Annotated in this window: 24 protein-coding genes; 5 read left to right on the top strand and 19 right to left on the bottom strand. The window is 72.7% G+C overall.

Annotation, left to right across the window (positions count from 1 at the left end; translation table 11 throughout):
• The first annotated feature begins 42 nt into the window (after positions 1–42).
• From V6U82_RS02350 to V6U82_RS02330, 5 genes are all read left to right on the top strand, one after another.
• Positions 43–1,116 carry an ABC transporter ATP-binding protein gene (locus V6U82_RS02350; RefSeq protein ID WP_334458888.1) on the top strand — a complete coding sequence of 358 codons (1,074 nt, stop codon included), beginning with the start codon at positions 43–45 and terminating at the stop codon, positions 1,114–1,116.
• The gene (locus tag V6U82_RS02345) at positions 1,113–2,861 is read left to right on the top strand and encodes an ABC transporter permease (protein WP_128136515.1); all 1,749 of its coding nucleotides are present in this window, start codon (positions 1,113–1,115) and stop codon (positions 2,859–2,861) included. The genes V6U82_RS02350 and V6U82_RS02345 overlap by 4 nt, the downstream gene beginning before the upstream one ends.
• Positions 2,849–3,670, top strand: coding sequence for a creatininase family protein (locus V6U82_RS02340; protein ID WP_128136516.1), 822 nt, complete (start codon positions 2,849–2,851; stop codon positions 3,668–3,670). The genes V6U82_RS02345 and V6U82_RS02340 overlap by 13 nt, the downstream gene beginning before the upstream one ends.
• Before the next feature lie 47 nt (positions 3,671–3,717).
• Positions 3,718–5,172, top strand: coding sequence for an argininosuccinate lyase (locus tag V6U82_RS02335; RefSeq protein ID WP_334458886.1), 1,455 nt, complete (start codon positions 3,718–3,720; stop codon positions 5,170–5,172).
• 95 nt (positions 5,173–5,267) lie between these two features.
• Positions 5,268–6,167, top strand: coding sequence for an ROK family protein (locus tag V6U82_RS02330; protein WP_128136517.1), 900 nt, complete (start codon positions 5,268–5,270; stop codon positions 6,165–6,167).
• Positions 6,168–6,219: 52 nt separating this feature from the next.
• Here the strand turns inward: V6U82_RS02330 and V6U82_RS02325 are convergent, their stop codons facing one another.
• The 19 genes from V6U82_RS02325 to V6U82_RS02235 all read right to left on the bottom strand — a co-directional run bounded on the left by V6U82_RS02325 (position 6,220) and on the right by V6U82_RS02235 (position 25,382).
• The gene (locus V6U82_RS02325) at positions 6,220–7,077 is read right to left on the bottom strand and encodes an HpcH/HpaI aldolase/citrate lyase family protein (protein WP_334458884.1); all 858 of its coding nucleotides are present in this window, start codon (positions 7,075–7,077) and stop codon (positions 6,220–6,222) included.
• A 12-nt stretch (positions 7,078–7,089) separates the two neighbouring features.
• Positions 7,090–8,553 (bottom strand): dihydroorotase, encoded by a 1,464-nt coding sequence (locus V6U82_RS02320; protein ID WP_334458883.1) that lies wholly within the window; start codon positions 8,551–8,553, stop codon positions 7,090–7,092.
• A gap of 22 nt (positions 8,554–8,575) precedes the next feature.
• Entirely contained in the window at positions 8,576–9,982 is a 1,407-nt protein-coding gene (locus V6U82_RS02315; RefSeq protein ID WP_334458882.1) for an MmgE/PrpD family protein, read from the bottom strand.
• A complete protein-coding gene (locus V6U82_RS02310; protein WP_334458880.1) occupies positions 9,975–10,814 on the bottom strand; it encodes a cyclase family protein in 840 nt (279 codons plus the stop codon). Before V6U82_RS02310 ends, V6U82_RS02315 begins: the two co-directional genes overlap by 8 nt.
• A gap of 31 nt (positions 10,815–10,845) precedes the next feature.
• Entirely contained in the window at positions 10,846–12,045 is a 1,200-nt protein-coding gene (locus V6U82_RS02305) for a CaiB/BaiF CoA transferase family protein (RefSeq protein ID WP_013286899.1), read from the bottom strand.
• Entirely contained in the window at positions 12,038–12,895 is an 858-nt protein-coding gene (locus tag V6U82_RS02300; RefSeq protein ID WP_128136520.1) for an IclR family transcriptional regulator, read from the bottom strand. Before V6U82_RS02300 ends, V6U82_RS02305 begins: the two co-directional genes overlap by 8 nt.
• 45 nt (positions 12,896–12,940) lie before the next feature.
• A complete protein-coding gene (locus V6U82_RS02295; RefSeq protein WP_334458873.1) occupies positions 12,941–13,930 on the bottom strand; it encodes an EamA family transporter in 990 nt (329 codons plus the stop codon).
• Positions 13,917–14,381 carry an Ohr family peroxiredoxin gene (locus tag V6U82_RS02290; protein ID WP_334458872.1) on the bottom strand — a complete coding sequence of 155 codons (465 nt, stop codon included), beginning with the start codon at positions 14,379–14,381 and terminating at the stop codon, positions 13,917–13,919. The genes V6U82_RS02295 and V6U82_RS02290 overlap by 14 nt, the downstream gene beginning before the upstream one ends.
• Complete coding sequence (locus V6U82_RS02285) at positions 14,378–15,205, bottom strand: alpha/beta fold hydrolase (protein ID WP_128137677.1); 828 nt, start codon at positions 15,203–15,205, stop codon at positions 14,378–14,380. Before V6U82_RS02285 ends, V6U82_RS02290 begins: the two co-directional genes overlap by 4 nt.
• Entirely contained in the window at positions 15,202–16,566 is a 1,365-nt protein-coding gene (locus V6U82_RS02280; RefSeq protein ID WP_334458868.1) for a M20/M25/M40 family metallo-hydrolase, read from the bottom strand. The genes V6U82_RS02285 and V6U82_RS02280 overlap by 4 nt, the downstream gene beginning before the upstream one ends.
• 36 nt (positions 16,567–16,602) lie before the next feature.
• Positions 16,603–17,349: an SDR family NAD(P)-dependent oxidoreductase gene (locus tag V6U82_RS02275; protein WP_334458867.1), complete on the bottom strand. Its 747-nt coding sequence runs from the start codon at positions 17,347–17,349 to the stop codon at positions 16,603–16,605.
• A gap of 100 nt (positions 17,350–17,449) precedes the next feature.
• On the bottom strand, positions 17,450–18,301 hold the full coding sequence (locus tag V6U82_RS02270) for an ABC transporter permease (protein WP_128137674.1): 852 nt from the start codon (positions 18,299–18,301) through the stop codon (positions 17,450–17,452).
• Positions 18,302–18,313: 12 nt separating this feature from the next.
• Complete coding sequence (locus tag V6U82_RS02265) at positions 18,314–19,144, bottom strand: ABC transporter ATP-binding protein (RefSeq protein WP_181726621.1); 831 nt, start codon at positions 19,142–19,144, stop codon at positions 18,314–18,316.
• A 25-nt stretch (positions 19,145–19,169) separates the two neighbouring features.
• Entirely contained in the window at positions 19,170–20,279 is a 1,110-nt protein-coding gene (locus V6U82_RS02260; RefSeq protein WP_128137673.1) for an ABC transporter substrate-binding protein, read from the bottom strand.
• Positions 20,280–20,444: 165 nt separating this feature from the next.
• Positions 20,445–20,831, bottom strand: coding sequence for a hypothetical protein (locus V6U82_RS02255; RefSeq protein WP_334458866.1), 387 nt, complete (start codon positions 20,829–20,831; stop codon positions 20,445–20,447).
• The gene (locus tag V6U82_RS02250; protein ID WP_334458865.1) at positions 20,831–21,142 is read right to left on the bottom strand and encodes a hypothetical protein; all 312 of its coding nucleotides are present in this window, start codon (positions 21,140–21,142) and stop codon (positions 20,831–20,833) included. The genes V6U82_RS02255 and V6U82_RS02250 overlap by 1 nt, the downstream gene beginning before the upstream one ends.
• Positions 21,142–22,218 (bottom strand): class I SAM-dependent methyltransferase, encoded by a 1,077-nt coding sequence (locus tag V6U82_RS02245; protein WP_334458864.1) that lies wholly within the window; start codon positions 22,216–22,218, stop codon positions 21,142–21,144. Before V6U82_RS02245 ends, V6U82_RS02250 begins: the two co-directional genes overlap by 1 nt.
• Positions 22,219–22,281: 63 nt before the next feature.
• Positions 22,282–24,309: an oxidoreductase gene (locus V6U82_RS02240; RefSeq protein WP_334458863.1), complete on the bottom strand. Its 2,028-nt coding sequence runs from the start codon at positions 24,307–24,309 to the stop codon at positions 22,282–22,284.
• A gap of 488 nt (positions 24,310–24,797) precedes the next feature.
• Positions 24,798–25,382, bottom strand: coding sequence for a TetR/AcrR family transcriptional regulator (locus V6U82_RS02235; RefSeq protein WP_128136231.1), 585 nt, complete (start codon positions 25,380–25,382; stop codon positions 24,798–24,800).
• Positions 25,383–25,397 lie beyond the last annotated feature (15 nt).

Genomic DNA, 25,397 nt, shown 5'->3' with positions numbered 1-25,397 from the left:
TGCTCCGGCACGGCCCGGCTTCGTCCTGGAAGGACCCACGAAATGATCGATGTCCGACTGACGGCGGTCAGTAAGCGCTTCGCCAAGTCGAGCGACTCCGCGGCGGTCGATGACGTCACCGTCACCATCGGAGCCGGCGAGTTCTTCACGCTGCTCGGACCGAGCGGTTGTGGCAAGACGACGACGCTGCGCATGGTGGCCGGCTTCTACTTCCCGACCTCCGGTCACATCCACTTCGGCGACGACGACGTCACGCACTGGACGCCGAACAAGCGGGACACCGGCATGGTGTTCCAGAACTACGCGCTGTTCCCGCACATGACGGTGGCGCAGAACGTCGCGTACGGGCTCAAGGTCCGCCGGGTCTCCCGTGCCGACCAGGCCCGCCGGGTGGAGGAGGCGCTCGCCCAGGTGCACCTCGCCGGGTACGGCGAGCGGCGCATCGACGCGCTCTCCGGCGGCCAGCAGCAGCGCGTCGCGCTGGCGCGGGCCCTGGTGATCCGCCCCCGCACCATGCTGCTCGACGAGCCGCTGTCGAACCTCGACGCGAAGCTGCGCGAGGAGACCCGCGCCGAGATCCGGCGCATCCAGCGGGAGAGCGGCACCACCTCGATCTACGTCACGCACGACCAGGCCGAGGCGATGGCGATGTCGGACCGGATCGCGGTGATGGAGTCCGGCCGGGTCCAGCAGGTCGGCACCCCGCACGAGGTGTACTACCAGCCCGCGAACGCGTTCGTGGCCCGGTTCATCGGACGCAGCAACGTGCTGAGCCTGCCGGTGACCGGCGCGGCGGAGCAGCGCGTCCAGGTACGCCTGCCCGGCGGCGCCACGATCGAGGTGGGCGCTCCCGCCGGACACGGGCTCGCCGAGGGCGACACCGCACTGGTCTCCGCGCGTCCCGAGCACATCGCGCTCGGCGGCGACGACGACACGGCGGCCATGCGTGGCCGCGTCAGCCACGTCGAGTTCACCGGCATGGCCACCCACGTCACCGTCGACGTCGACGGCGACGAGGTGATGGCCGCGCTGGTCGACGCGCCCGCCGGTATGGCGCTCGGCGACGTCGTGGGCCTGCGGCTCGTACCGGAGCGGCTCTGGGTGGTCAAGCCGTGACCGCTGCGACCCCGACCGCCCCCGGCTGGGCGGCGGCCCTCGGCCGGCGCCTGGCCGGCGGGGCGAACTCCCGATGGTTCCCCTACCTGCTGGTGCTGCCGCTGGTCCTGGTGCTCTGGGGCTTCGTCGTCCAGCCGATGTTCGCCACCTTCCGGGAGAGCGTCAGCGCCAACGGCACCGACAACTACCTCCAGTTCCTCTCCTCCTCCGGGGTGGCCCGCGAGTCGCTGTTCACCTCGCTGTTCATCTCCGCGGCGAGCGTGTTGCTCTGCGGCATCGTCGGCGTGGCGATGGCGTTCCTGCTCAAGCGGTTCCACTTCCGCGGCCGGCGGCTCATCGAGGCGTTCATCCTGGTGCCGGCGGCCCTGCCGCCGCTGATCGGCGCCGTCTCCTTCCAGCTGCTCTACAGCAACATCGGCATCGTGCCGCGCGGCCTGCAGGCGCTGCTCGGCACCGACAAGCCGGTCCTGGCCTTCGACGGCATCGCCGGTGTGCTCGTGGTGCACACGTTCACCATGTACCCGTTCTTCTACCTGGCCGCCTCCGCGGCACTGGCCGGAATGGACCCGTCGGTCGAGGAGGCGGCGTACAACCTCGGCGCGGGTCGGGTACGCGTGTGGCGCACCGTCCTGCTGCCGATGCTCACCCCGGCGCTGATCTCGGCGTCGCTGCTGGTCTTCATGACGTCGCTGGCGTCCTACACCGCGCCACTGCTGTTCAACGTCAGCCAGACCATGACGATGCAGATCTACATCAACCGCACCAACGGCGACCTGCCGATGGCCTCGGCGTACGCCTCCGTGCTCGGCATCGTCTCGATCATCTTCCTGCTGGCCATGCGCTGGTACGAGGGGCGGCGCAATTACCAGTCGCAGTCCAAGGGCATCTCGGCGGTGCGACGGGAGATCACCAACCCGATCGGCCGCTGGCTCGCCCCGCTCGCCTCGGTGCTGGCCACGCTGGTCCTGCTCGCCCCGGTCGGCGCGATCGCGCTCGTCGCGTTCTCCGAGGACCGGTCCTGGACCACCGAGGTGCTGCCGCCGACGTACACGTTCGAGAACTTCGTCACCATCTTCACCGACCCCAAGGCGTTCCAGCCGATCCTCAACTCGGTGCAGATGAGCCTCCTCGCGGTCGTCGGCTGCGTGGTGATCGGCGTGCTCATCGCGTACGCGGTGCGGCGGCTGACGTTCGTCGGACGCGGCCTGCTCGACGTGGCCGTGATGATCGCCTGGGCGCTGCCCGGCACGGTCGTGGCGATCAACCTGATCTCGGCGTTCAGCACCGGCAACGCGTTCAGCTTCGGGCAGGTGCTGGTCGGCACGTTCTGGATCCTGCCGCTGGCCTACTTCGTCCGCTTCCTGCCGATCGTGTTCCGGTCCAGCTCCGCGACGCTGGCGCTGATCGACCCGTCGCTGGAGGACGCGGCGCGCAACCTGGGCGCCTCCTGGCTGCGCGCGTTCTACACGATCACCGTGCGGCTGATGCTGCCCGGCGTGCTCGCCGGCGCGCTGCTGGCGTTCGTGCACGGCGTCGGCGAGTTCGTCGCCTCGGTGCTCATCTACACCTCGTCGACGGTGCCGATCTCGGTCGCCATCAACAACCGGATGTACAGCTTCGAGCTGGGCACCGCCGCCGCCTACGGCATGCTCCAGGTGCTGCTCATCTTCGTGGTGATGTGGTTCTCCGGGCGGCTGGAGAGCAGCCGGACCGCGACCCGGAGGGCCGAGCAGTGGACGAACTGATCGAGCGGTGGCGGACCGGGGGAGGGCTGCTCCCGGTCACCCGGGTACCCGGGCACGCGTTCGCCGCCGTGACCGGGTCGGCCGACCTGGCGGTGCTGCCGGTCGGCGCGGTCGAGTGGCACGGTCCGCACCTGCCGATCGGTACCGACCTGATCCTGGCCGAGGGCTTCGCCGGGGAACTGGCCACCGGGTCCGCCCGGGCGGTGCTCTTCCCGGCCACGCCGTACGCCGCCTGCCCCGGCCAGACCCGGCCCTGGCCGGGCACGGTGTCGCTGCGGCCGGAGATCGCCGTCGGCTATCTCGCCGACGTGCTCGCCGGCATCGTCGAGGCGGGCTTCACCCGGGTGCTCGTGGTCAACGGGCACGACGCCAACATGTCCACCGTCCGCGCCGCGATGGAGTGGGTGTCCGGGCGGCACCGGGCCAGCATGATGCTGGTGAACTGGTTCCAGCTCGTCGGCCCGGACGAGACGGCCGGGATGTTCGGGGAGCTGCCCGCCCGCGGGCACGGCGGGGCGTACGAGAGTTCCGCGGTGCTCGGTTTCGACCCGGCCGCGGTGCGCCTGGACGCGGCGCCGGACCTGCCGCCGAAGCCGAAGCTGCCCACCCCGTACCCGTACGTGCTGGTGGAGTCGCGGCCGGACCCCTGGCAGGGCTGGTCGGGCCACATCTCGTTGGCCGGCGAGGAGGCCGGCCGCCGGATCCGGGTCACCGCCGGCGCACGCCTGCGCGAGCTGGTCGGGGCGTGGCTCGCCGCGCCGCTGCCCGGGCCACCCGGCGCCGACGGGCCGGACCAGACGACCGGATGACCACGCGCGGCACGCCGCACGACAACGCACCACCTCGGGAGGCCACCATGAGCCCGTCACTGACCGTCTACCAACAGCACCATCTCCGCGTCGTGTTCGACCACCACGTCGCCCACCTCTACCCGGCGATGGTCACGGCCAGCAAGGCCCACGTCGTCATGCTCGCCGAGCAGGGACTGATCTCCGACGAGGCGGCCGCGACGATGCTGCGCGGCTTGGTCGCCCTCACCGGCGACCGGCCCGAGGAGCTGGAGTACGACGGCAGCGTCGAGGACGTCTACTACACGCTGGAGAAGCGCCTCGCCGCCGCGGCCGGCATCGAGGTGTCGCAGCTGAGCGTGCAGCTCGCGCGCAGCCGCAACGACCTCGACGCCGGCGTCTTCCGGATGGTGCTGCGCGACCAGCTGCTCCAGGTGCTCGACGCGCTGCTGGCCACCGGCCGTACCGTGCTGGACCGCGCGGACCGGCACGCCGACGTGGTGGTCACCGGCTACACGCACCGCCGCCCGGCCCAGCCGACCAGCATCGGGCACGTCTTCGCCGGCTACGCCGAGGCGCTCGCCGGTGAGGCCGCCGCGTACGCCGGCCTGCTGGACGAGATGAACCGCTCGCCGCTGGGCTCCTGCGCCTTCGCCGGCACCGACCTGGACATCTCGCCCCGCCGGCTGGCCGACCTGCTCGGCTTCGACCAGCTCATCGTCAACTCGTACGAGGCGGTGGCCGGCGCCGACCACCTGGTCCGGGTCGCCACGCTCAACGCGCAGGCGCTCGCCACCGGCGCCCGCCTCGCCCGCACCCTGATGGACTGGCTGAGCTGGGGCTGGGTGGTCACGCCCGGCGAGTTCACCCAGGGCAGCAGCATCATGCCGCAGAAGCGCAACCCGGTGGTGCTGGAACACCTCGTCTCGATGGCCGGCGCGGCCGCGGCCGACGCGGCGAGCGTGCTCAACAACGTCGGCGCCGCCTGGTGGGAGGACTCGAACAACGCCACCACCGACGTGCAGGCCCGGCTCTGGGAGGGCGACGACCGGGCGTACCGGTTCTTCTCCCTGCTCGGCGGCCTGATCGACAAGCTGGACCCGCAGCGCCCGCCGTCCGGCGAGGAGATCGTCGCCTCCGGCGCCACCACCACCGCGGCGGCCGACGCGCTGGCCCGCCACGGCGTGCCGTTCCGGGGCGCCCACTCGCTGCTCGGCCGGCTGGTCCGCGGCGGCGCGCCGGCGACCTGGACCGAGGAGCTGGTCCGGTCCACCGCCGCCGACCTCGGTCTGACGCTCGGCGACGCCGCGGTGCGGGACCTGCTGGCCGCCGCGGTCCGCCCCGAACTCGTGCTGCGCCGCGCCCAGGCGGACGGCCCCGGCGAGGCGGCCGTCCGGGACCAGGTCCGACGACTGTCTACAATGCTCGACGCGGTGCAGGAGCGGGCGCAGGGGTTGCGCGAGCGGCTGACCCGTGCCGACGCGGCTCTCGCCGAGGCGGTCGCGGCGAGGGTAGGCCCGTGACGGGGCGGCAGACGCAGCTGGCCGTGGTCGCGAACGTCGTGTCGCGGCGACCACGTGATCTGGACCGACGGCCCGAAGGGCGATCTGACATCACCATGGAACGACCGGCAAATCCACGCCTGCTCGGCATCGACTTCGGCGGCACCAAGATGGCGATCGGCGTGGGCGACACCGACGGCCGGCTGCTCACCTCCGAGCGCCTGCCCACGATCGCCGAGCAGGGCGCGCAACAGGCCCTCACCCGGGCGCTGGACCGGGCGTGCGAACTCGCCGAGCAGACCGGCGGCACGATCGTCGCGGCCGGCATCGCCTCGCCCGGCGTCGTCCACGACGACGGCATCGAACTGGCGCCGAACGTGCCCGGCTGGGAGGAGCTGCGGCTGGCCGACGCGGTCCGCGCCCACCTGAACCTCGCGCACGTGCGGGTGACGAACGACCTGAAGGCCGCCGCCTACGCCGAGCTGCGGCTCGGGGCGCTGCGCGACGCCGAACCGGGACTCGTCGTCGGGCTGGGCACCGGGGTGGCCGCGGCGGTCACCGTCAACGGCGAGGTGCTGCCGGGCCGCCACGGCGCGGCCGGCGAGATCGCCTACGGACTGACCGACCTGAGCTGGCCGCCCCGCCTGGAACCGATGCTCGAGGCGACGTTCTCCGGCCGGGCGCTGGACGAGCTGGCGCAGCGGCTCGGGGTGGACGGCCGGGCCGCCGGCCTGTGCGCCGCCGCGGAGCAGCCCGGCCCGGTACGCGACCAGCTCCGCCTGCGCGTCGACGAACTGGCCCGCCAGCTCGTCACGTGCTGCCTGCTGCTCGACCCGCAGCGGATCGTGCTGGTCGGCAGCGTCGCCGGCAACGACCTGGTACGGGAACTGCTGACCGAACGGCTCACCGACACGCTGCCGTACCCGCCGGAGATCGTGCTGTCGGACTTCGCGCAGGACGCCGCGCTGCTCGGCGCGCTCGTCATGGCCACCGAGGCCCAGCCCGCCGTGGTCTGACCGGGCCGGGCGCCGGGCGGGGTGCGGTTGGCGCCCCGCCCGGTGTCACGGTTCAGCCGGCGGACGCCTCGGCGCGGCGTACCACCTCGGTGGCGGCGCGCACCACGGCCCGGTCCAGCAGCCGTCCGTCGGCGTCGGTGGCCACCCCGGAGCCGCCGCGTTCGGCGCGCTCCAGCGCCTCCAGCACGGCCCGGGCCGAGGCCACCTCGGCCTCGGTGGGGGTGAACACCTCGTTGATCGTCGCGATCTGCCCGGGGTGGACGGCGCTGCGGGCCCGGAAGCCCTGTCGCAGCAGCGCCCGGGTGGTCCGCTCCAGCCGCTCCGGGTCGCGCAGCGTCGTCTCCACCGGCCCCACCGCGGGGGCGATGCCGGCGGCTGCCGACGCGAGGACGACCTGGGCGCGGATCGGGGCGAACTCGGCGCGGTCCGGTCCGGGCTGCAACCCCAGCTCACCGGCGAGGTCCGCCTCACCGAGGCCGAGCCGCAGCACCCGCGGCGCGGCGGCCACCCGCGGCGCGGTGAGCACGCCCCGGGCGGTCTCGATCAGCGCCACCACCCGGAACGCCGGGGCGTCCGGGCCGAGCCGCCGCTGCACCCGGGTCAGCGCGGCGTCGACCTCGGCGAGCAGTTCCGGCTCGGCCTTCGGCACCCACACCCCGGCCGCGGCGGGGGAGAGCACGTCGACGTCCGCCTCGACCCGGTCGCTGTTGATCCGCACCCAGAGCTCGGGTGCGGACGGCGCGGCGGCGCCCAGGAACCCGGCGACCGTCTCCCGGGCCTGCGCCTTGTGAGCGGGTGTGACCGCGTCCTCCAGGTCGAGCACGAGCGCGTCCGCGCCCCGCCCGGCCGCCTTGTCCAGCAGGTCCGCCCGGTCGCCCGGCACGTACAGGTAACTGCGCGCCACCGCCATCTGTCGCTCCCCCTACCGCTGCGGGCGGGCGAGGTAGCGGCCGGCCGGCTCGCCGGCGACCTTGCCGTCGACGAGCACGTGCTGTCCCCGGACGAAGGTGTCGGTGACCCGGGCGGTCAGCTCGAAGCCCTCGAACGGCGTGTACTCCTGCGTCGACTCGGAGTCCTCGGCGCGCACCGTCCAGGTCGAGTGCGGGTCGACCAGGCAGATGTCGGCGTCGTACCCCTGCACCAGCGCGCCCTTGTTGCGCAGGCCGAAACGCTGCGCCGGGTTCCACGAGGTCAGCTCCGCCACCCGCTGGTACGACAGGCCGCGCCGGTTGCCCTCGGTGACCAGGCCGGGCAGCAGGTACTCGGCGCCGCCGAAACCGGACTTGGCGACGAAGATGTCGTCGCGCGGCTCACCGAACTTGACCTCGTCCCGGCAGCAGGCGTGGTCGCTGACCACCCAGTCGATCTTGCCGTCCAGGACGTACCCCCAGAGCGCCTCGACGTCGGCGCGCGGGCGCAGCGGCGGGTTGACCTTGCCGCCCAGGCCGTGCGCGGTGTCGATGTCGGCCACCAGGTGGCCGATGGTCACCTCGCGGCGGAAGTCGATGTGCGGGAACGCCCGCGCCATCCGCAGCGCCGCGTCGACCGCCTTCTCCGACGACAGGTGCAGCAGGTTGATCTTCGGCAGGCCGGTCTCGTGCGCCAGGTACGACGCGATCGACACGGCCAGTCCCTCGGAGTGCGGCGGCCGCGACGCGTGGTACGCCTCCAGCCCGCGCAGCGTGCCGTCCTGCTCGACCTGCTTGGTGTACGCGCTCATGATCTCGGCGGTCTCGCAGTGCAGCGACAGCGAGATCTCGTCGGCCAGCTCGGGGAAGCGCTCGCGGGCCGCCTGGATGCCCCGCATCACGAACTCGAAGTGGGCGTAGTCGTACCGCTCGCCCTCCGGGATCATCAGGAACGAGTTCTGGTCGGCGGAGCGGCCGTGCAGGCCGTGGCTGCCGTAGAACATGAAGATCTTGAACGAGGTGACCCCGTGCTCCTCGACCAGCGACGGCACCTCGCCGATGTGCTCCCGGGACATCGGCGCCAGGTGGAAGCCGTAGTCGATGTAGGAGCGGCCCTCGGTCGCGGCCAGCACCTCGGGGAAGAAGTCGGCGTACCGGCCGCCCCGGTTGAGGTAGTACTGCCCGGTGCGCATGTAGTTCAGCGCGGTGGTGACGCCGCCCTGCACCGAGGCGCGGCTCTCCGAGACGGCGTCCTCGCTCAGCGGGTTGTAGATGCCCCAGTGCTGGTGTGCGTCGACCACACCGGGGAAGGCGAGCCGGCCGCCGCCGTCGACGACCTGGGCGGCCTCCGCCCGGTCGATCTGCGGGGCGACGCGGCTGATCCGCCCGTCGGTGACGGCGATGTCCATCAGCTCGGGCTCGGGCCGGTCGTGCCGGACCACGCGGACGTTCGTCAGCAGCAGGTCGTAGGTGCTCATGGTGTTGCTCCTCGTGCTCGGTTCAGCGGCGGTTGATCAGGCCCATCAGGCCGTGGACGTCGGGGGCCCGGTCCAGCCGGTGGACCTCCTCGGTGATGCGGTCGGCGGTCGCCTCCGGCAGGGCGGCGGCGTTGGTGCGGAACTTGACCGCCAGTTCGGCGTCGCTGAGCGGACGCTGCGGCCCGCCCCGGTTGGCGAGCACCTCCTGCACCCACTCCCGCCCGTCGCGGGTGACCACCCGCAGCACGGCCGGGAACTGGTGCGGGAAGATCGCGTCGCACCGCTCGTCGCCCACCACGTCGACCCGCGCCATCAGCGCCCGCCGCTGCGGGTCGTGTGCCAGGGCGTCGGTGAAGTCGGCGAGGTCCACGCCGAGACCGCCGCCGCCGACCAGGCCGGCGACGACCGCGTACGGGCCGCTGAACTGCGCCTCGTAGCCGGTCTGCGGCGCGCGCTTGCGCTCGATGGGCTGGCCGATGGTGCGTACCGTCGGCGTCGGCACGCCGAGCGTGATCGACTCGATGTCGTCCAGCGGCAACCCGCGCTCGCGCAGCGCGATCGCCGCGTCGATGGCGGCGTGGGTGAAGTGGTTCGCCGGGTACGGCTTGAAGAAGATGCCGGGTACCGCCCACTCGGTGCCGAGCCCGCGGACGATCTCGTCGCCGTCGAACTCGCCGCGCAGGAACGCCTGGAAGAAGCCGAAGCGTCCCTCCAGCACTGTCGGCGGCCCGGTCACACCGTGCCGGGCCAGCTGCGCGGCGCTGACCGCCGCGTGCGCCGCCCAGCCGCAGTGGATCCGCTTGACGGTGCCGCCGTTGCGGTTGGACTCGATCAGCCCGGCCGCCATCGAGGCGGACACGCCGAGCGCGTCGAGCGCGCCGCCGGCGTCCAGCTTCAGCAGCCGGGCCGCCGCGACCGCGCCGCCGAGCGTGCCGCAGATCGAGGTGGCGTGCTGCCCGTGCTCGAAGAAGACGGAGTTGCCGGCCGCCGGGTCGTAACCGGCCATGCCGAGCCGGACGCACACCTCCAGGCCGACAGCGATGGCCGCCACGGTCTCCCGCCCGGACGCCCCGGAGGCCTCGGCGGCGGCGAGCGCTGCCGGCACCACCGACGCGCTGGGGTGCAGCACCGACGGCAGGTGCGTGTCGTCGTAGTCGAGCGAGTGCGCCAGCACGCCGTTGGCGAACGCGGCCAGCGCCGCCGGGACCTTCTCGTCCAGTCCGACGGCGGTGGCCTGGCCCCGGCCGCCCTGCTCGGCGACGTAGTCCAGGGCGGCCTGGCTGGTCGGCAGCGGCCGGGCCGCCACGCACAGGCCGAGCACGTCCAGGACGCGGGCCCGGACGCTGGCGACCACCTCGTCGGGCAGCGTCTCGGCGGCGGTCTCGGCGGCGAAGGCGGCCAGGTGGCGGCCCAGGGTCGGCTCAGCCACGGCTGATCACCGCCAGCGGGCGCACCGGGGAGCCGGTGGCGCCGTACAGCGGCAGCGGTGCCATGACGAAGGTGAACTCGTGCACCTCGTCGCGGGCCAGCTCCTCCAGCGCCATCGTCTCGATCAGGTAGACGCCGTGCTCGACGAGGAGGATCCGGTGCGCCGGCAGCGAGCTGTGGCCCTTGCCCGGCGGCAGGCACTCGAAGGCGATCGTGTCCGCGCCGGCGGCGTGCACCTGACGCTGCGCCAGCCACGTCGCGCCGTCCGCGCCGACACCGGGAACGCCGGAGTCCTTGCCGATGTACTGGTTGCGGTCCTCGTGGTCGAACAGCCGGCCCCACCCGCTGCGGATGAGCACGACGTCGCCCGGGCCCACCGGCGTGCCCTGCCGGGACACCGCGGCGTCCAGGTCGGCGGGGGTGATCTCGTAGCCGGGCTCGCAGCTCTGGACGCCCAGCGCGGCGGGCACGTCCAGCAGCACGCCGCGGCGGACCATCGGCGCGACCGTGTGCACGCCCAGCTCGTCGAACCGGCCGCCGATCTGCGCCGCGGCGGCGTCGGCGCCGCCGTGCAGCCGGCCGTCCTGGGAGACGTGCGCGAGCGCGTCGACGTGCGTGCCGACGTGCGTGCCCATCACCAGCAGGTCGTTGGCGGCGGAGCCGCCGTCGGCCCGCACCATGTCGCCGTGGCGGCGCGGCAGGGTGAGCCCGAACGCCGGGTGGTTCGGCGACTGCGGCATGCCGGCGGTCAGCCGCCGGCCCAGGTCGTAGATCGTGACGCCGGCCTGCACGGCGTCGAGCAGGCGGTCGGCGGTTCTGGCAGTGGTGCCCACGGGGTTCCTCGCGTTTCGGCTGTCGGCGTCGTCAGGCGACGACGCCACGGGCTTTCAGGTCGGCGATCTCGGCCGGGTCGCAGCCGAGCTCCTCGACGAGCAGGGCGTCGGTGTCGGCGCCGGGGGAGCGGCCGGTGAACCGGATCCGGCCCGGCGTCTCCGACATCCGCCACATGACGTTGTGCATCCGCATCGGGCCCAGGTCCGGATCGTCGACCGTGGTGATCATCTCGGTGGCCCGGACGTGCGGGTCCTCGACGATGTCCTTGGCGCTGTAGACCGGGGCGACAGCGGCGCCGGCCTCGGCGAACGCCGCCGCCACCTCGTCGCGGGTCCGCTCGGCGATCCACGAGCCCACGTACTCGTCGAGCAGGTCCGCGTGCGCCACCCGCCCGACGCCGGTACGGAACCACGGCTCGTCGATCACCTCGGGGTGGCCCACCAGCCGCAGCACCCGTTCGGCGATGGCCTGGGCGCTGGTGGAGATCGCCACCCACGAGCCGTCCTTGGTCTGGTACGTGTTGCGCGGCGCGTTGTTCGTCGAGCGGTTGCCCTGCCGCTGCTCGACCACACCGAGCTGGTCGTAGACGGTGGGGCCGGGACCGACAGCGGTCATGATCGGTTCCAGCAGGCTCATGTCGACGACCTGGCCCCGGCCGCCGGAGCGCTCCCGGTGCCACAGCGCCATCATCACCGCCGACGAGGTGGCGATGCCGCAGATGCTGTCGGCCAGCCCGAACGCGGGCAGCGTGGGCGGGCCGTCGGCGGTGCCGGTCAGGTGGGCGAAGCCGCTCATCGCCTCGGCCAGCGTGCCGAACCCGGCACGGGAGGCGTACGGGCCGGTCTGCCCGAAGCCGGTGATCCGGGCGATCACCAGACCGGGGTTGACCCGGTGCAGCTCCTCCGGGCCGACACCCCAGCGCTCCAGCGTGCCCGGGCGGAAGTTCTCCACCAGCACGTCGGCCCGCTCGGCCAGCCGCAGCAGCAGCGCCGCGCCCTCCGGCGCGGACAGGTTCAGCCCGACCAGCCGCTTGTTGCGGGAGATCTCCTTCCACCACAGGGGATGGCCGTCCTTGGCCTTGCCGTGGCCGCGCATGCTGTCACCCATGGTCGGGTGTTCGATCTTGATCACGTCGGCGCCGTAGTCGCCGAGGATCTGACAGCACAGCGGCCCGGCGAGGATCGTCGAGACGTCCAGCACCCGCAGGCCCGTCAGCGGTCCGTCACTCACCTGTTCCACCTCCCCAGTTCTGTTCCTGACCCGTCCGGCCGGGGACACGCTGCGCCGGCGGCCGGAAACCCAGTTCGGCGGAGATCTCCGCCGCCGCCGCGGCGACCAGCGCACCGTGCGCGGCGCACACCTCCGGGGTGAACCGGTTCTGCGGCCCGCACAGCGATATCGAGCCGAACACCTGCCCGGTCGCGTAGCGCACCACCGCGGCGACGCTGCCGGCGCCGTTCTGCCGTTCGCCCATGCTCACCGCGTACCCCTGGCGGCGGACCCGGGCCAGCTCGGCCCGCAGCTTCGCGGTGGAGGTGATGGTGGCCGGGGTGACCGCGTCCAGCGGGTGGTGGCCGAGGTAGTCGTCCACCTCGGCGTCCGGCAACGCCGCCAGGATCGCCTTCGACGACGACCCGGAGTGCAGCGCGTGGCTGGTGCCCAGGGACACCGACATCCGGACCTCGTGCGGCGAGAGCACCTGGTCGATGTAGACGCGCGACCAGCCCTGCCGCACCGACAGCGTGGCGGTCTCGCCGCTGTCGCGGACCAGCCGGACCAGGTACCGGCGCGCGATGTCCGGCACGTCCAGGGCGCGCAGCGCGGCCAGGCCCACCGCCAGCGCGCCGGTGCCGAGGCGGTACCGCTTGGTCTCCTCGTTGAAGGTGAGGAAGTTGTCGGCCACCAGCTCCTTGAGGATCCGGTGGGCGACCGCCTTCGGCAGGCCCAGTTCCCGCGCGATCGTCGACACGCCGAGGGTCTCCGGTGCCCGTTCGGCGATGATGTTGACGATGTCGAGGGCGCGTCCCAGACCGGAGCGGGTCCGGCCGGCGCTGCTCTCGACGACCGTTGTCGTGATCATCTCTGTTCCTCCAGTGTCGACGTACGTGGGCGGGGTCGCCGGGCGTCAGGCGGGCGCGACGGGGGTCTTCCCGGGCGGGAGACCGCCGGCCTGCCGGGGTCGCTCCCGCGCGATGACGAGCGCCACCGAGGCGAGCACCACGGCACCGGCGAGCACCTGTCGTCCGGACAACGATTCATCCAGCACCATCATGCCGAGCAGGACCGCCACCACCGGGTTGACGTACGCGTAGGTGGACGCGAGCTGGATCGGCGCGTTGCGCAGCAGCCACGTGTAGACGCTGAAGCCGACCACTGTGCACACCAGCATCAGGTAGGTCCACGCCAGCCAGGACCGGCCGGTCACGTCGGCCGGGTCGAACCGCCCCAGCTCACCGCTGACCACGCTCGCCACCGCCACCGCGACGCCGCCGACGAGCATCTGCCAGCCGGTGCCGACCAGGTGGTCGGCCGGCATCTGCAGCCGCTGCGACAGCGTCGAGCCCAGCGCCCACACCATCGTGGAGACCACCAGCAGCAGCATCCCGCCCAGGTGCCCTCCCTGCGTCGGCACCGAGAACAGCAGCGCCAGCCCGGCCACCCCGCCGAGCACACCGACCGCCGCCAGCGCCGACGGCCGCGGCCCGACGGCCAGCCGCAACACCAGCACCCACAGCGGCATGCCCGCCACCAGCAGCGACGCCAGCCCCGTCGGCACGTACTGCTGGCCCAGTGCGAGCAGCGCGCTGCCCGCACCGACCATCAGCAGCCCGCTGGCGCCCACCCCGCCCCACTGCCGCCGGGGCAGCAGCAGCCCGGCCGGTCCCCGGCGCAGCGCCGCCACCGCGAACAGCAACAGCGCGGCGGCCAGGAACCGGGCCGAGGTGGCGACCAGCGGCGGGATGCTGTCCAGGGCCACCCGGTTGCCCAGGTAGGTCGAGCCCCAGATCAGGTAGACCGCGCCGAGCCCGACGGCCAGGGCCATCGGGCCGGCGGGCCGCTGCGGATCCGCCGGGTGGCGGACCGCTGCGGGCCGGGTCAGGTCAGCGGTGGCCATCGACCCGGATCGCCACCGCGGTGTTGCCCCGCAGGGCGTTCGAGTAGGGACACATCCGGTCGGCCAGCTCCACCGCGCGCTCCAGGTCCGCCTGCGGGCACTGCGGCGCGGACACGTCCAGCACCACGGCGATCGCGTACCGGCCGTCCTGCGTCTGCCCGAGGGAGACCGAGGCGGTGACCGAGGTCGGACCGGGCCGGATGCCGGCCTGCCGGGCGGCCACCGTGAGCGCGCTGTCGAAGCAGGCCGCGTACCCGGCCGCGAACAGCTCCTCGGGATCGGTGCCGGGCGCGTCCGGTCCCCGCTGCGCGGGACGGGTCAGGTCGACCCGCAGCGACCCGGTCAGCGACCGGGCGCTGCCGCCCCGGCCGCCGGAGACCTCGACTGTGGCGGTGTAGAGCGTGTTCGCCGGTACGACCTTCGCCTCGGCGGCCGGGGTGCCCGCGTTCATGCCGCCACCTCCCGCCCGAGGTCGGCGTGCACCTGCGCGGCGACCGCGTCGGCGAACGCCTCCGGCTGCTCGTCGGCCACGAAGTCGGTGCCACCGGGGATGGTGACCAGCTCGGCGCCGGGCAGCGCGGCCCGCACCTGCGGCGTCATCCGGTCCAGCAGGTCGTCGGCGCCGTGCAGCAGCACGATGGGCAGCGCGTCCAGGGCGGCGGTGTCGACGTGGTGGTCGAACACCGCCCGGTACGCGGTGGCGTAGTCCGGGCCGGTCAGCAGGTACTCGGTGACCTGGCGGTCCGCCTCCTCCGGGGTCAGGCGCGGGTACAGGCCGTACACCCGGTCCCAGATCACCGTCAGGTGCCCGCCGTCGCGAGCGGGCACGTAGCCGGGCGCGTACGACCGCTTCTTCTCCGCCCGCTCCTGCTCGTCGTAGAGCGGGATGCCCTGCAGGATCAGCCGGTGCACCCGCTCCGGCGCGGACATCAGCGCCTCCGCGCCGACGATCGCGCCGGTGTGCTGCCCGAGCAGGTGCACCCGGGACAGTCCGAGGGCGTCGGCGAACTGCCAGACCCCGGCCGCGTACTCCGGGACGGACCACGGGCGCGGCGGCGCGTCGGACATGCCGAAGCCCGGCGTGTCCGGGGCGATCACCCGCAGGCCGCGGCGGGCCAGCGGCTCGATCACCGCGTCGTAGGTGGCCGAGGAGAGCGGGGACTGGTGCAGCATCAGCAGCACCGGGGCGTCGGCGTCGCCGCCGTGCCGGTAGTGCACCTGGCCCCACGGCACGTCGACGTAGGCGCGGCGGGCCACGCCGCGGGCCCGGGTCACTCCGCCACCGCCAGCGCCGCCATGACCTCGATGACGTGCTTGATGCCGGCCTTGTAGTCGTCGAGCCGGATGTTCTCGTTCGGGCCGTCCACGCCGGAGTCGGCCCGGGAGACGCCGACGCCGACGATCGGCCGGTCGGCGATCACGCCCTGGTTGCCGATCCACTGCGTGTACGGCTCGATGACCGGCTCGGTCCCGTACACCCGGCGGGCCGCGTCGGCGACCAGCGCGACGAACGGGTCGCGGTGGTCGGTGAGGTTGGGCCGGCTGGTCGCCATCACCTCGATGCGCAGGTCACCGAAGCCGGTCGCCGCCAGGTGGTCGCGGATGCAGCCGAGCACCCGGTCCGGGTCCTGGCCGGGGACCAGCCGGATCTCCAGCTTCGCCGAGGCGGTCGACGGGATGCCCAGCGTCACGTCGTCGCGCATGTCGCCGCCGGCGAAACCGGCGACGGTGAGCGTCGGCACGGTCCGGATGGCCACCGCGGCGGCCTGGTCGTCCAGGTCACCGGTGAACCGGTCGACCTGGGCCCGCTTGCGCAGGAAGTCCCCGTCGAACGCCACCTTCTCCAGCAGCGCCCGCTCCTCGTCGGTCGGCGGCCGGGCGTCGTCGGCGAACCCGGGGATCGTCACGGTGCCGTCGGGCCGCTGCAACTGCGCCAGGGCGGCGGCCAGCCGGGCCGTGGCAGCCGGCAGCAGCGCGGTGTTCTGGCTGGTCAGGTCGCGCGGCAGGGTCTGCGCGGTGAGCCGCAGGTAGAGCACACCCTTCTCGGCGAGCTTGAGCAGCAGCCGGTCCTCGCCGTCGAGCCAGGAGTTCTCCCACAGCGCCGCGTCGCCGGCGAGCCGGTCGGCGTGCGCCTGCACGAACGAGCCGAGACCCGGGCTGTGCAGCCACTTCTTGCCCTCGAAGATGATCCGGTTGGTCACCGGCGGGGTCAGCCCGGCCAGCTTCCAGGCCGCCGCCGCGTGGATGCGGGACATGACGACGCCCTTGTCGTCGGCCACGCCCCGGGCGTACAGCCGGCCGTCGTGGATCTCCGCCGCGTACGGCGGGCTGATCCAGTCGGCGTCGTCACCGGCCGGCTCGACCTCCACGTCGTAGTGGGTGAAGTGCAGCAGCGCCTTGTCACCCTCGCCCGGCACCTCGGCCAGCACGTACGGGTACGACTGCTCCCACGGGATGATCTCGGCTTCGCCGCCCCAGCGGCGGACCGACCCGGCGATGAACTCGGCGGTGGCCTCCATCTGCTCCGGCTCCTGGCGGCGGCTGCGGATGCGGCACAGCTGCTGGAGCTCCTCGACGAACTCGTCGAAGTGCGCGTCGACGGCCGCGAGAGCGGCCGCGGTATCCGGTTTGGGCATGGTGGTCCTCACAGAAGGGGTCGGAGAGGGGGAGAGTCAGTGGATGGTGACGCCGCCGTCGACGAAGATCGTCTGCCCGGTGGTCATGGCGGCGGCGTCACTGAGCAGGTAGGCGACCGCGTTGGCGACGTCCTGCGGCTGCGCCATCCGGCCCAGCGGGATCGACGCCATCTTGTCGGCCAGGTACGCCTCGTCGCCGCGTACGTCGGAGGTCATGTCGGTGGGAACGATCGTGGGCCCGACGGCGTTGACCCGGATCCGGTCCGGCGCCCACTCCAGGGCCAGCACGCGCGCCATGTGCATCACGCCGGCCTTGCTGACGCAGTACCCGAGCGTGTTCAGCACCGCGATGTGCCCGTTCGTGGAGCCGATGTTCACCACCGCGCCGCGGGTCTGCCGCAGCGCCGGGTACGCGGCCTGGCACATCCGGAACGTGCCGGTGAGGTTGACGTCCAGGACGGCGGTGAAGTCCTCCTCGGACATCGTCGCCGCCGGTCCGCGCCGGACGATCCCGGCGTTGTTGACCAGCAGGTCGAGGCGGCCGTGCGAGGCCAGGACCTCGGCCACCAGGTCGGTGCAGGAGGCGGCCGACCGGACGTCCACCCGGTGCCGGGTGTGCGCGCCGCCGGTCAGCTCGGCCTCCGCCCAGTCGTCGAGCAGGTCGGCCTGCGCCACCGTCGCGCCGCGCTGAGCGAGGGTCGCGGCGATCCGGGCGCCGATGCCGCGGGCCGCGCCGGTGACCAGTGCCACCCGCCCGTCGAACCGGTTCGGGTCGGTGTTCATGTCTCGTGTCCTGCCTTTCCCGTTCGGCCACCGGCCGGGCGGGCGTGAACCACGCCCGGCCGGTGCTCCGCACGCGTGACGACGGTCCCGTCAGCTGTCGTCACGCGCCGATCACCTTCGTGTCCTCGGCCCAGAAGGCGAGGCGCTTCTGCAGCAGCCGGATCACGAAGTGCGCCACCAGACCCATCACCGACAGGACCACCAGGACGGCGAACATGCCGGCGATGTCGAAGTTGTAGTTGGTCTGCAGCAGCAGGTAGCCCAGGCCCTCCTTGGCGCCGATGAACTCGCCGACGACCGCGCCGAGGATGGCGAAGACGATGCCGATGTCCAGGCCGGCGAAGATGAACGGCAGCGCGCTGGGCAGCCGGACCATCCGGAAGATCTGGGTCTTGCTCGCGCCGAACACCGTCAGCATCTGGATCTTGTCGGCGTCGGCCGCCCGCAGGCCCTCGATGACGTTGACCAGCATCGGGAAGAACGAGATCACCGCGGCCATGACCACCTTGCTGGTCAGGCCGAAGCCGAACCAGACCACGAACAGCGGAGCCAGGGCGACCTTCGGGACGGTCTGGAAGGCCACGATGTACGGCATCAGGGTGGCTTCGACGATCTTGATCTGGGAGATGAACGTGCCGAGCAGCAGCGCGGCCCCGACACCGATCACGAACCCGAGCAGGGCCTCCTGGGTGGTCACCCAGAAGTGGCCCCAGAACTGGTCGTCGCCGAGCTGCTGCCACAGCGACTCGACCACGCTCGACGGCAGCGGCAGGACGTACTCGTCGACGCCGATGAGCTGGACACCGTACTCCCAGGCCAGCACGACCACGACGAAGACCGTCGGGACCAGCCAGAGCTGGGGCTTCTCGCGGAGGTCGAACTTGCGCCGGGCGGGCCGGGCGGACGGCGCCGGTGGCTTGGCCGGCTCGCGGACCAGGTTGCTTGTTGCCATGGCTGTCCCTCGTCAGTCGATAACGCCGGCGGCGTTGAAGTGTCGGCGGATCCGCTCCACGTAGACCCCGGCCCGGTCGGACGACATGACGCCGAGGTCACGCGGCCGCTCCAGGTCGATGTCCATGACCTCCGCGATACGGCCCGGCCGGGGGCTGAGCACGACCACCCGGTCGGAGAGGAACACCGCCTCCGGGATGGAGTGCGTGACCAGCACGATCGTCTGGTTGCTCTCCTGCCAGATGCGCAGCAGCTCCACGTTCATGTACTCGCGGGTCATCGCGTCGAGCGCGCCGAACGGCTCGTCCATCAGCAGTACCGCCGGGTCGTGCACGAGGGCCCGGCAGATGCCGGCCCGCTGCTGCATGCCGCCGCTGAGCTCGTGCGGGTACTTCTGCTCGAAGCCGTTGAGACCGACCATCTCGAGCAACTGCTGTGCGCGTTCCCGGTGCCGGCGGGGATCCAGTCGCTGGATCTCCGCCGGCACCATCACGTTGTCGAAGATGGTGCGCCACGGCAGCAGCGTCGGTGCCTGGAACACCATCCCGACCTCGGGAAGGGGCTTCGTCACGTCCCGCCCGGCGATCCGTACCGCGCCGCCGGACTTCGGGCTGAGCCCGGCGAGGATCTTCAGCAATGTGGTCTTGCCGCACCCGGACGGTCCCACGACCGAGATGAACTCGCCGCGACGTACCGTCAGGTTGATGTCGCTCAGCGCCTGGGTCGGTGCCGACTTCCGGGGCCGGTACTCCTTGTCCAGCCCGTCGATCTCGATCCAGGAGTCCTCCGACACCGATGCCGGAGCCTGCGTCTGCGCCCGGCGGGCCGTCGCCTTGATGGCCATCGAAATCCCTTCCGCTGTCCGCTGCCTAGGCGGTGTAGTTCGCGGCCTTGCTCAGCACCGCGGCCTTGTCGAAGTCGTTCGCGCCGGAGAGCAGGCTCGGATCCCACAGCTTCTTCAGGTCGACGTCGCCGGTGATCTGCCCGGCCTCCTTGGTGTACGCCTGGGTCTTCGTCCACTCCTCGTCGCTGATCGCGCCCCAGTCACCGAACTGCTCCGGGTCGCCGCTGGCCGGGGTGGCCGTCTTCAGCCAGGCGGTGAGGCTCTCGGTGTCGGCCTTGAGGCGCTCGTCGGCGGACTTGCCGGCGAGGATCTGCGGGAAGACCTTGTAGCCGATCTTCATGGCGGCCTCGGGGTTCTTCGCCGAGAAGAGCATCGCCTTGTACGCCGCGCGCAGGAACCGCTCGTACGAGTCCTTCTTGGCGTCGAAGTCACGGGCGCCGACGCTGAAGGTCAGCGACCGGATGCCGGTGAACACGTCCGGGTTGGTCAGGTACTTCAGCGCGGTGCCGGCGTTCTCGATGACCGCGTACGCCTGGGTGTAGAGCGCCAGCATGTCGACCTTGCCGTCGTTGAGCGCGGCGGCGGCCTGCGCGCCGACGCCCACCGGCAGCAGCTCGACGTCCTTGGCCGGGTCCAGGCCGGCGGCCTTGACGTAGGCGCGGGCGTACGGGGCCGAGCCGGAGGCGAGGCTGATCACGCCGATCTTCTTGCCGCGCAGGTCCGCGCCGCCGGTGATCGGGGAGTCCGGCTTGACCGCCATCACCCACGGCCAGTTCTGCACCAGGCCGCCGATCGCCTTGATCGGCACGTTCTTCTCCGCCGCGCCGAGCGCCGAGCCGGCGTCGGCGGGGGTGATGTCACCGCTGCCGGACGCGACCGCCTGGAGGGCGGCGACCGAGCCGTCGGCGTTGATCGTCTCGACGGTCAGCTTCTCCTCGGCGAAGTAGCCGAGTTCCTTGGCGACCGCGTAGACGGCCACCTCCTCCTTCGGGCCGATCACGGCGGAGGCGATGGCCATGGTCAGCTTTGCCTCCTCGCCCTCGCCGCCGGCGCCGTCGTCGGAGCCGCCGCCGCACGCGGACAGGACCAGCGCGGCGGCCAGCGCCGCCGGGAGCAGAGCCCACTTCCGTTTCATATGCACACACCTCGTCATGAGTCGGGGGAGACCACCTCCGCCGCCGGAGCGGCGGAGGTGGGGGAATCAGCTGTCGCGCTGCCGCGCGACCAGTGCCGGTCAGGCGTCGCGCTGCCGCGCGACCAGTGCCGGTCAGGTGTCGCGCTGCCGCGCGACCAGTGCCGGTCAGGCGTCGCGCAGCGACGCGACCAAGGCCAGATCGTTGTAGACGTGCTGCTCGACGATCAGTCCGCCGTCGAGCACGAACACGTCCGCGTAGCGGATGTCCTCGAACGGAGTGCCGTCGAGCCATTCCCCGTACAGCCGCCCGAGCGAGGTCACAGTGACCCGCCCGTCGGCGTCACCCACCAGGTAGCGGTCCCGGTGCTTGCGCACCCACCGGTAGGTTCCGGTCGACGCGGCCGCCATCTCCCGCAGCGACGAGTACTCCCGGCCGCCCGGGAAGACCAACCGCGCCCGCGCCGCGAGAAAACGCCCCGCTTCGTCGAGCTCGCGGTCCTCGCACAGTTGCAGGTACCTGTCGATCAGGCCGGGCGCGTCCGGTGTGCTCATCAGCCGGTCTTCTCGCTCAGCGCCGCCTCCCACTGGTCCCGCAGCGGGTGCTCCGCGGGGCCGTGCTCGGTGAGGATGCGCATGAGGCGGGCCAGCAGCTCGTCCCGCTCCCGGTCGAGGATCTTCTGCTCCTCTGCGGTGGAGACGAACCCGTCGACGGCGCCCGCGGTGAGCGCGCCGGAGCGGGTCAGCAGCGCCTCGACGACGCGTACCCGCTGGCGGGTCACGTGCAGCTCGGTGGAGAGCTGCAGCACCAGGTCGAGCAGCTTGCCGACCTTGGGGTCCCCGAAGTAGTCGAACTCGGTGCTCATCACGCCTCCGGCTTCGTCGCGGCCAGTACGGCCCAGGGGAAGTGCCACTCGGGACGGTCGCCCCAGCCCTGCGGCTGGACGCCGTTGCGGCGCTCGTCGAACGGGGTCCACGACACGTCGGTCAGGCCGGCCTCGGTGCAGACCTCGATCAGGTCGGAGCCGAACAGGTCGTGGAAGAACGGCTCGTTGTTGCGCTCGGCGTGCTCGTAGACCGTGGCGTCGCGCAGCGGGTCGCCGGTGAGCATGAACTCCAGGAAGCGCAGCGAGCCGCCGGGCTTGAGCAGGCGTGCGGCCTCCAGGATCGTCTCCCGGATCGCGGCGGCCGGCATCTCGTGCAGCACCATCGTGCCGGTGACCACGTCGCAGCTGTCCGACTCGATGCCGGTGGCCCGGCCGTCGGCCTGCCGGTAGTCGATCGCGACTCCGGTCGCCTCGGCCTCGGCGTGGGCCAGGCGCAGACCGGGGGCGGCCAGGTCCACGCCGATCACCTGGGCGGTCGGGTACTTGGCGGGCAGCGGGCGGGTGCTCTTGCCGAAGCCGCACCCGATGTCGGCGATCCGGGTCGCCGCGGGCAGCTCGGGCAGCGCGGTCGTGGCGAACAGCGTGTGGAACTTGTAGCCGTCGTTGTCGCGCAGCATGACGATGCGCGCGCCGAACTCGTACACGTAGGCCGACATGTCGTCGGAGAAGAAGCTGCCGGGCTGGATGTGGATGTCGTAGTCGGTGTACCAGTCGGGCAGGTCCAGGTCGGGGTTCAGCTCCAGCGAACCCTTCGGCTGCTCGGGCAGCGCGGTGAGCTGGTCGGTCAGCTCCTCGCGGCGGCTGAGCACCGCGTCGCCGGCGACCTTCCACAGCATCTTCTGCTGTACCCGCTCCAGGTGGCTGAACCACGGGTACAGCGGGAGACCACGCAGCACCTGACCGGCGTCGGCGATCGTCGTGGCCGACGCCCCGGTGGCGCCGTACTCCTCGCGCAGCGCCGGGTAGACGGTGTCCGCCCAGCGCTTGCGCAGGGCGAGGACGAAGTCCACGGCGGAACGCTCATCCAGGGTGAGGCGCTCCTCGATGTCCAGCATGCTTGTCTCCTCTGCAGGTGGGGGAGGTCCGGTCCGCGGTGCACCGCGACCGGGGTGGACGGGTCAGTGGGCGTACCGCACGCGCTGGGCGGACGCGGTGTCGTAGGCGCCGAGGAACGCGCCGGCCATCCGTCCCTCGTAGACGGCCTCGAAGGCGGTGCGGGGGGCGTTCGCGTCGCCGACGACGTGGACGCGAGGGCCGTCGGGCAGCGCGTCGAGCTGCCGGTACAGCTCGTCCGCGGCCTGCGCCGAGCCGCCGTCGACGACAGTGGTGACGTCCTCGACGATCGTCTCGCCGCCGGCGAGCGGGCCGCCGAGGGCCACCGCCGTGGCGCCCGCCGCGCGGGCGGTCCGCATCGGGTGGACCGCGATCCCCAGGTCCGCGAAGCGCTTGAGCAGTGCCAGCCGCGAGTACGTGGTGATCTTGGCGCTCACCGTGGCGGTGGGGGAGACGAGGTGGACCCGGGCGCCCCGGCGGGCGAGTGCCTCCGCGACCGAGGCCGCCGACCAGGTGCCCTCGTCGTCGAGCACGACGACGGCGCCGGCGGGCCGGTAGCCGGGGTCGGCCAGGTTGTCCACGGCCTGCCAGATGTCGATCACCGGCGGGCCGCCGGGCAGCTCGCGGCGGGCGGGCCGGGAGCCGGTGGCGAGGACGACGTCCTGGTAGTCGCCGGCCAGCACGTCCTCGACGCCGGCGCGGTGGCCGAGCCGGACCGGGATGCCGGCGGACGCCACGTCGCGGGCCAGGTCGCGGGTGAGCAGGCCGAGCCGCTCCCGCCCGGGTACGCGCGCGGCCACCTCCACCTGCCCGCCGAGCCGGTCGCGCGCCTCGACCACTGTCACCCGGTGCCCGGCCCGGTGCGCGGAGAGAGCGGCCTCCAGGCCGGCCGGCCCGCCGCCGACGACGAGGACGTCCCGCGCACCGGAGGGCCCGGGCAACTCCGGCCAGGCGTCGGCCCACTCCCGCTCGGCGCCGACCTCCGGGTTCACCACGCAGGAGATGGGCAGGCTGGTCTCCAGCCGGCCGATGCAGCCCTGGTTGCAGGCCAGGCAGGCGCGTACCTCGTGCTGGCGGCCCTGCTCGGCCTTGCGGACCAGGTGCGGGTCGGCGATGTGCGGGCGGGCCAGGCCGACCAGATCGGCCTCGCCGGCGGCGACGAGTTCGGCGGCCTCCGGCAGGCTGTCCAGCCGGCACACCGCGAGCACCGGCAGGTCCGGAAACTCCTTCTTGAACAGCGCCGCGTGGTGCCGGAACGGGGCGTGGCCGAAGCTCATGTCCGCCATCTGCGTCGCCAGCGACCAGCTGCCGTGGTAGGCGGAGTGGCTGACGTGCACGTAGGCGAGGGGGAACTCGGCGCGCAGCTTCCCGACGATCTCGAGCACCGCGGCCGGGTCGAGGCCGCCGGGCAGGAACTCGTCGGCGCTGACCCGCAGCCCGACGGGCAGTTCGGGGGCGGCGGCGAGCACCGCTGTGAGCACCTCGCGGGTCAGGCGCATCCGGTTGTCGAGGCTGCCGCCGTACGCGTCGTCGCGGGTGTTGGTGTGCGGCGAGAGGAACTGCTGGAGCAGGTGGCCGTGGCCGGCGTGCACCTCCAGGCCGTCGAAGCCGGCCGCGCGCATCCGCCGCGCGGCGGCGGCGAACGCGGCGACGACGACGGCGATGTCCCGGCGGCCCATCGCGTGCGGCACGTGCGAGCCGGCCGCCCACGGCACCGGCGACGAGGACCAGGCGGCGGTACGGGTCGCGTCGCCGTTCGCCTGCCGTCCGGCGTGCATGATCTGGGCGAACATGCGTGCCCCGTGCTCGTGCACGGCCGCGGTCACCGCCGCGTACGCCGGGATCGACGAGTCGTCGAAGCTGCCGAGGCTGATGCTGCGGCCCGCGCTCGTGGGGTGCACGCGGATCGCCTCGGTGATGATCAGGCCGGCGCCGCCGCGCGCCCGCTCCGCGTGGTAGGCGACGTGACGGCGGGTGGGCACATTGTTCAGTCCGAAGTTGGTGGTGTGGCCGGGGATGAAGACCCGGTTCCGCAGTGTGAGACGACCGAGCCGGGCGGGGGAGAGAAGAGCGAGAAGCTTGTCGTCAGGCATGCCTCGGACTTCCTGTTTCGGGCCGCACTCGGCGAGGCCGAGAGCGTTCGGATGAACCGTACGCCGTTCGATTGAGTGGAACGGTAGGGCCGGGTTCACATGCCGTCAACGGGCTACCGATCAGTAACTTAGCGCGCCGCACCGCCCCTGAGCTGCTGTTCCACTAGGCGGAACGGTGACCGACGATGACCGTCGATGCGGCGGTCGATCGTTCGGTTCCTCCTGATCGGACGACAAGGCCGGTCGCCGGCCCTCGGTCGGCGGCCCGTGCCGATCGTTCGGACGGCTGTGCCGGACCGTGTCGGCGGGTGTCCTCCGGGAACGCGGGGGCGCCCCCGGGCGCCGCCCCGGGACGCGCGCCGGCCGGGGCCGCCGCCGGGGCGCGCCCCCGTGGTGCGGCTGCCGGCGCCGACCGGGTCCGTCGTTGTTCAGCAGGTGTGGCGATGGCCGGGCGCAGTCGCGCCGCGCCGGAGTTCAGGGGCGGGCGGTCAGCCCGCGTCCGGGCGCAGGTACGGCGTGAGCAACTCGCGGGCGAGCCCGGTGGCCGCCGGAAGGCCGAGACCGTTCTCGATCATCCGGCTCAGGGCGTAGACGACCGACTGCACGAGCTCCGCCATCCGGTCCGGGTCGCTCGCCCCGTGCTCGGTGAGCGCGGCGCGCAACGGCGCCTCGAGGCTGTCGTGCAGCAGCCGGCTGGAGGTCGCCAGCACCTCGCTGTCGCCCGCCGACGCCAGCGCCCGGGCCAGCGCGTGGTCACCCCGGGCAACCAGTTGCAGGTTGGCCTCGACGTACGCCAGGATCCTCGCCCCCGGCGTGCGGGCCTCGGCCATCTGCTTCTCGACGAAGGCCGACCACCGGGGGAAGGTGTCGGCGACCAGCACGTCGAACATGTCGGTGCGGGACTTGAAGTACGAGTACGCGCTGGACCGGGCCAGCCCGGCGTGCCGGGCCACGTCGGCCAGGCTCGGAATCTGCTCCGGATGCTCGGAGAGCAGGGCGCGGGCGGCGTCGAGCAACGCCGCCCGCTGCGCGGCCCGGTGTTCCGCGACGGTCGAGGCTCGGATCTTCGGCACACCGACCTCCCCGTG

This window comes from Micromonospora sp. CPCC 205554 (genome assembly GCF_036902745.1).
In the GTDB taxonomy this organism is placed as follows: domain Bacteria; phylum Actinomycetota; class Actinomycetes; order Mycobacteriales; family Micromonosporaceae; genus Micromonospora; species Micromonospora tulbaghiae.
This window is presented reverse-complemented; position numbering and strand designations above follow the sequence as displayed.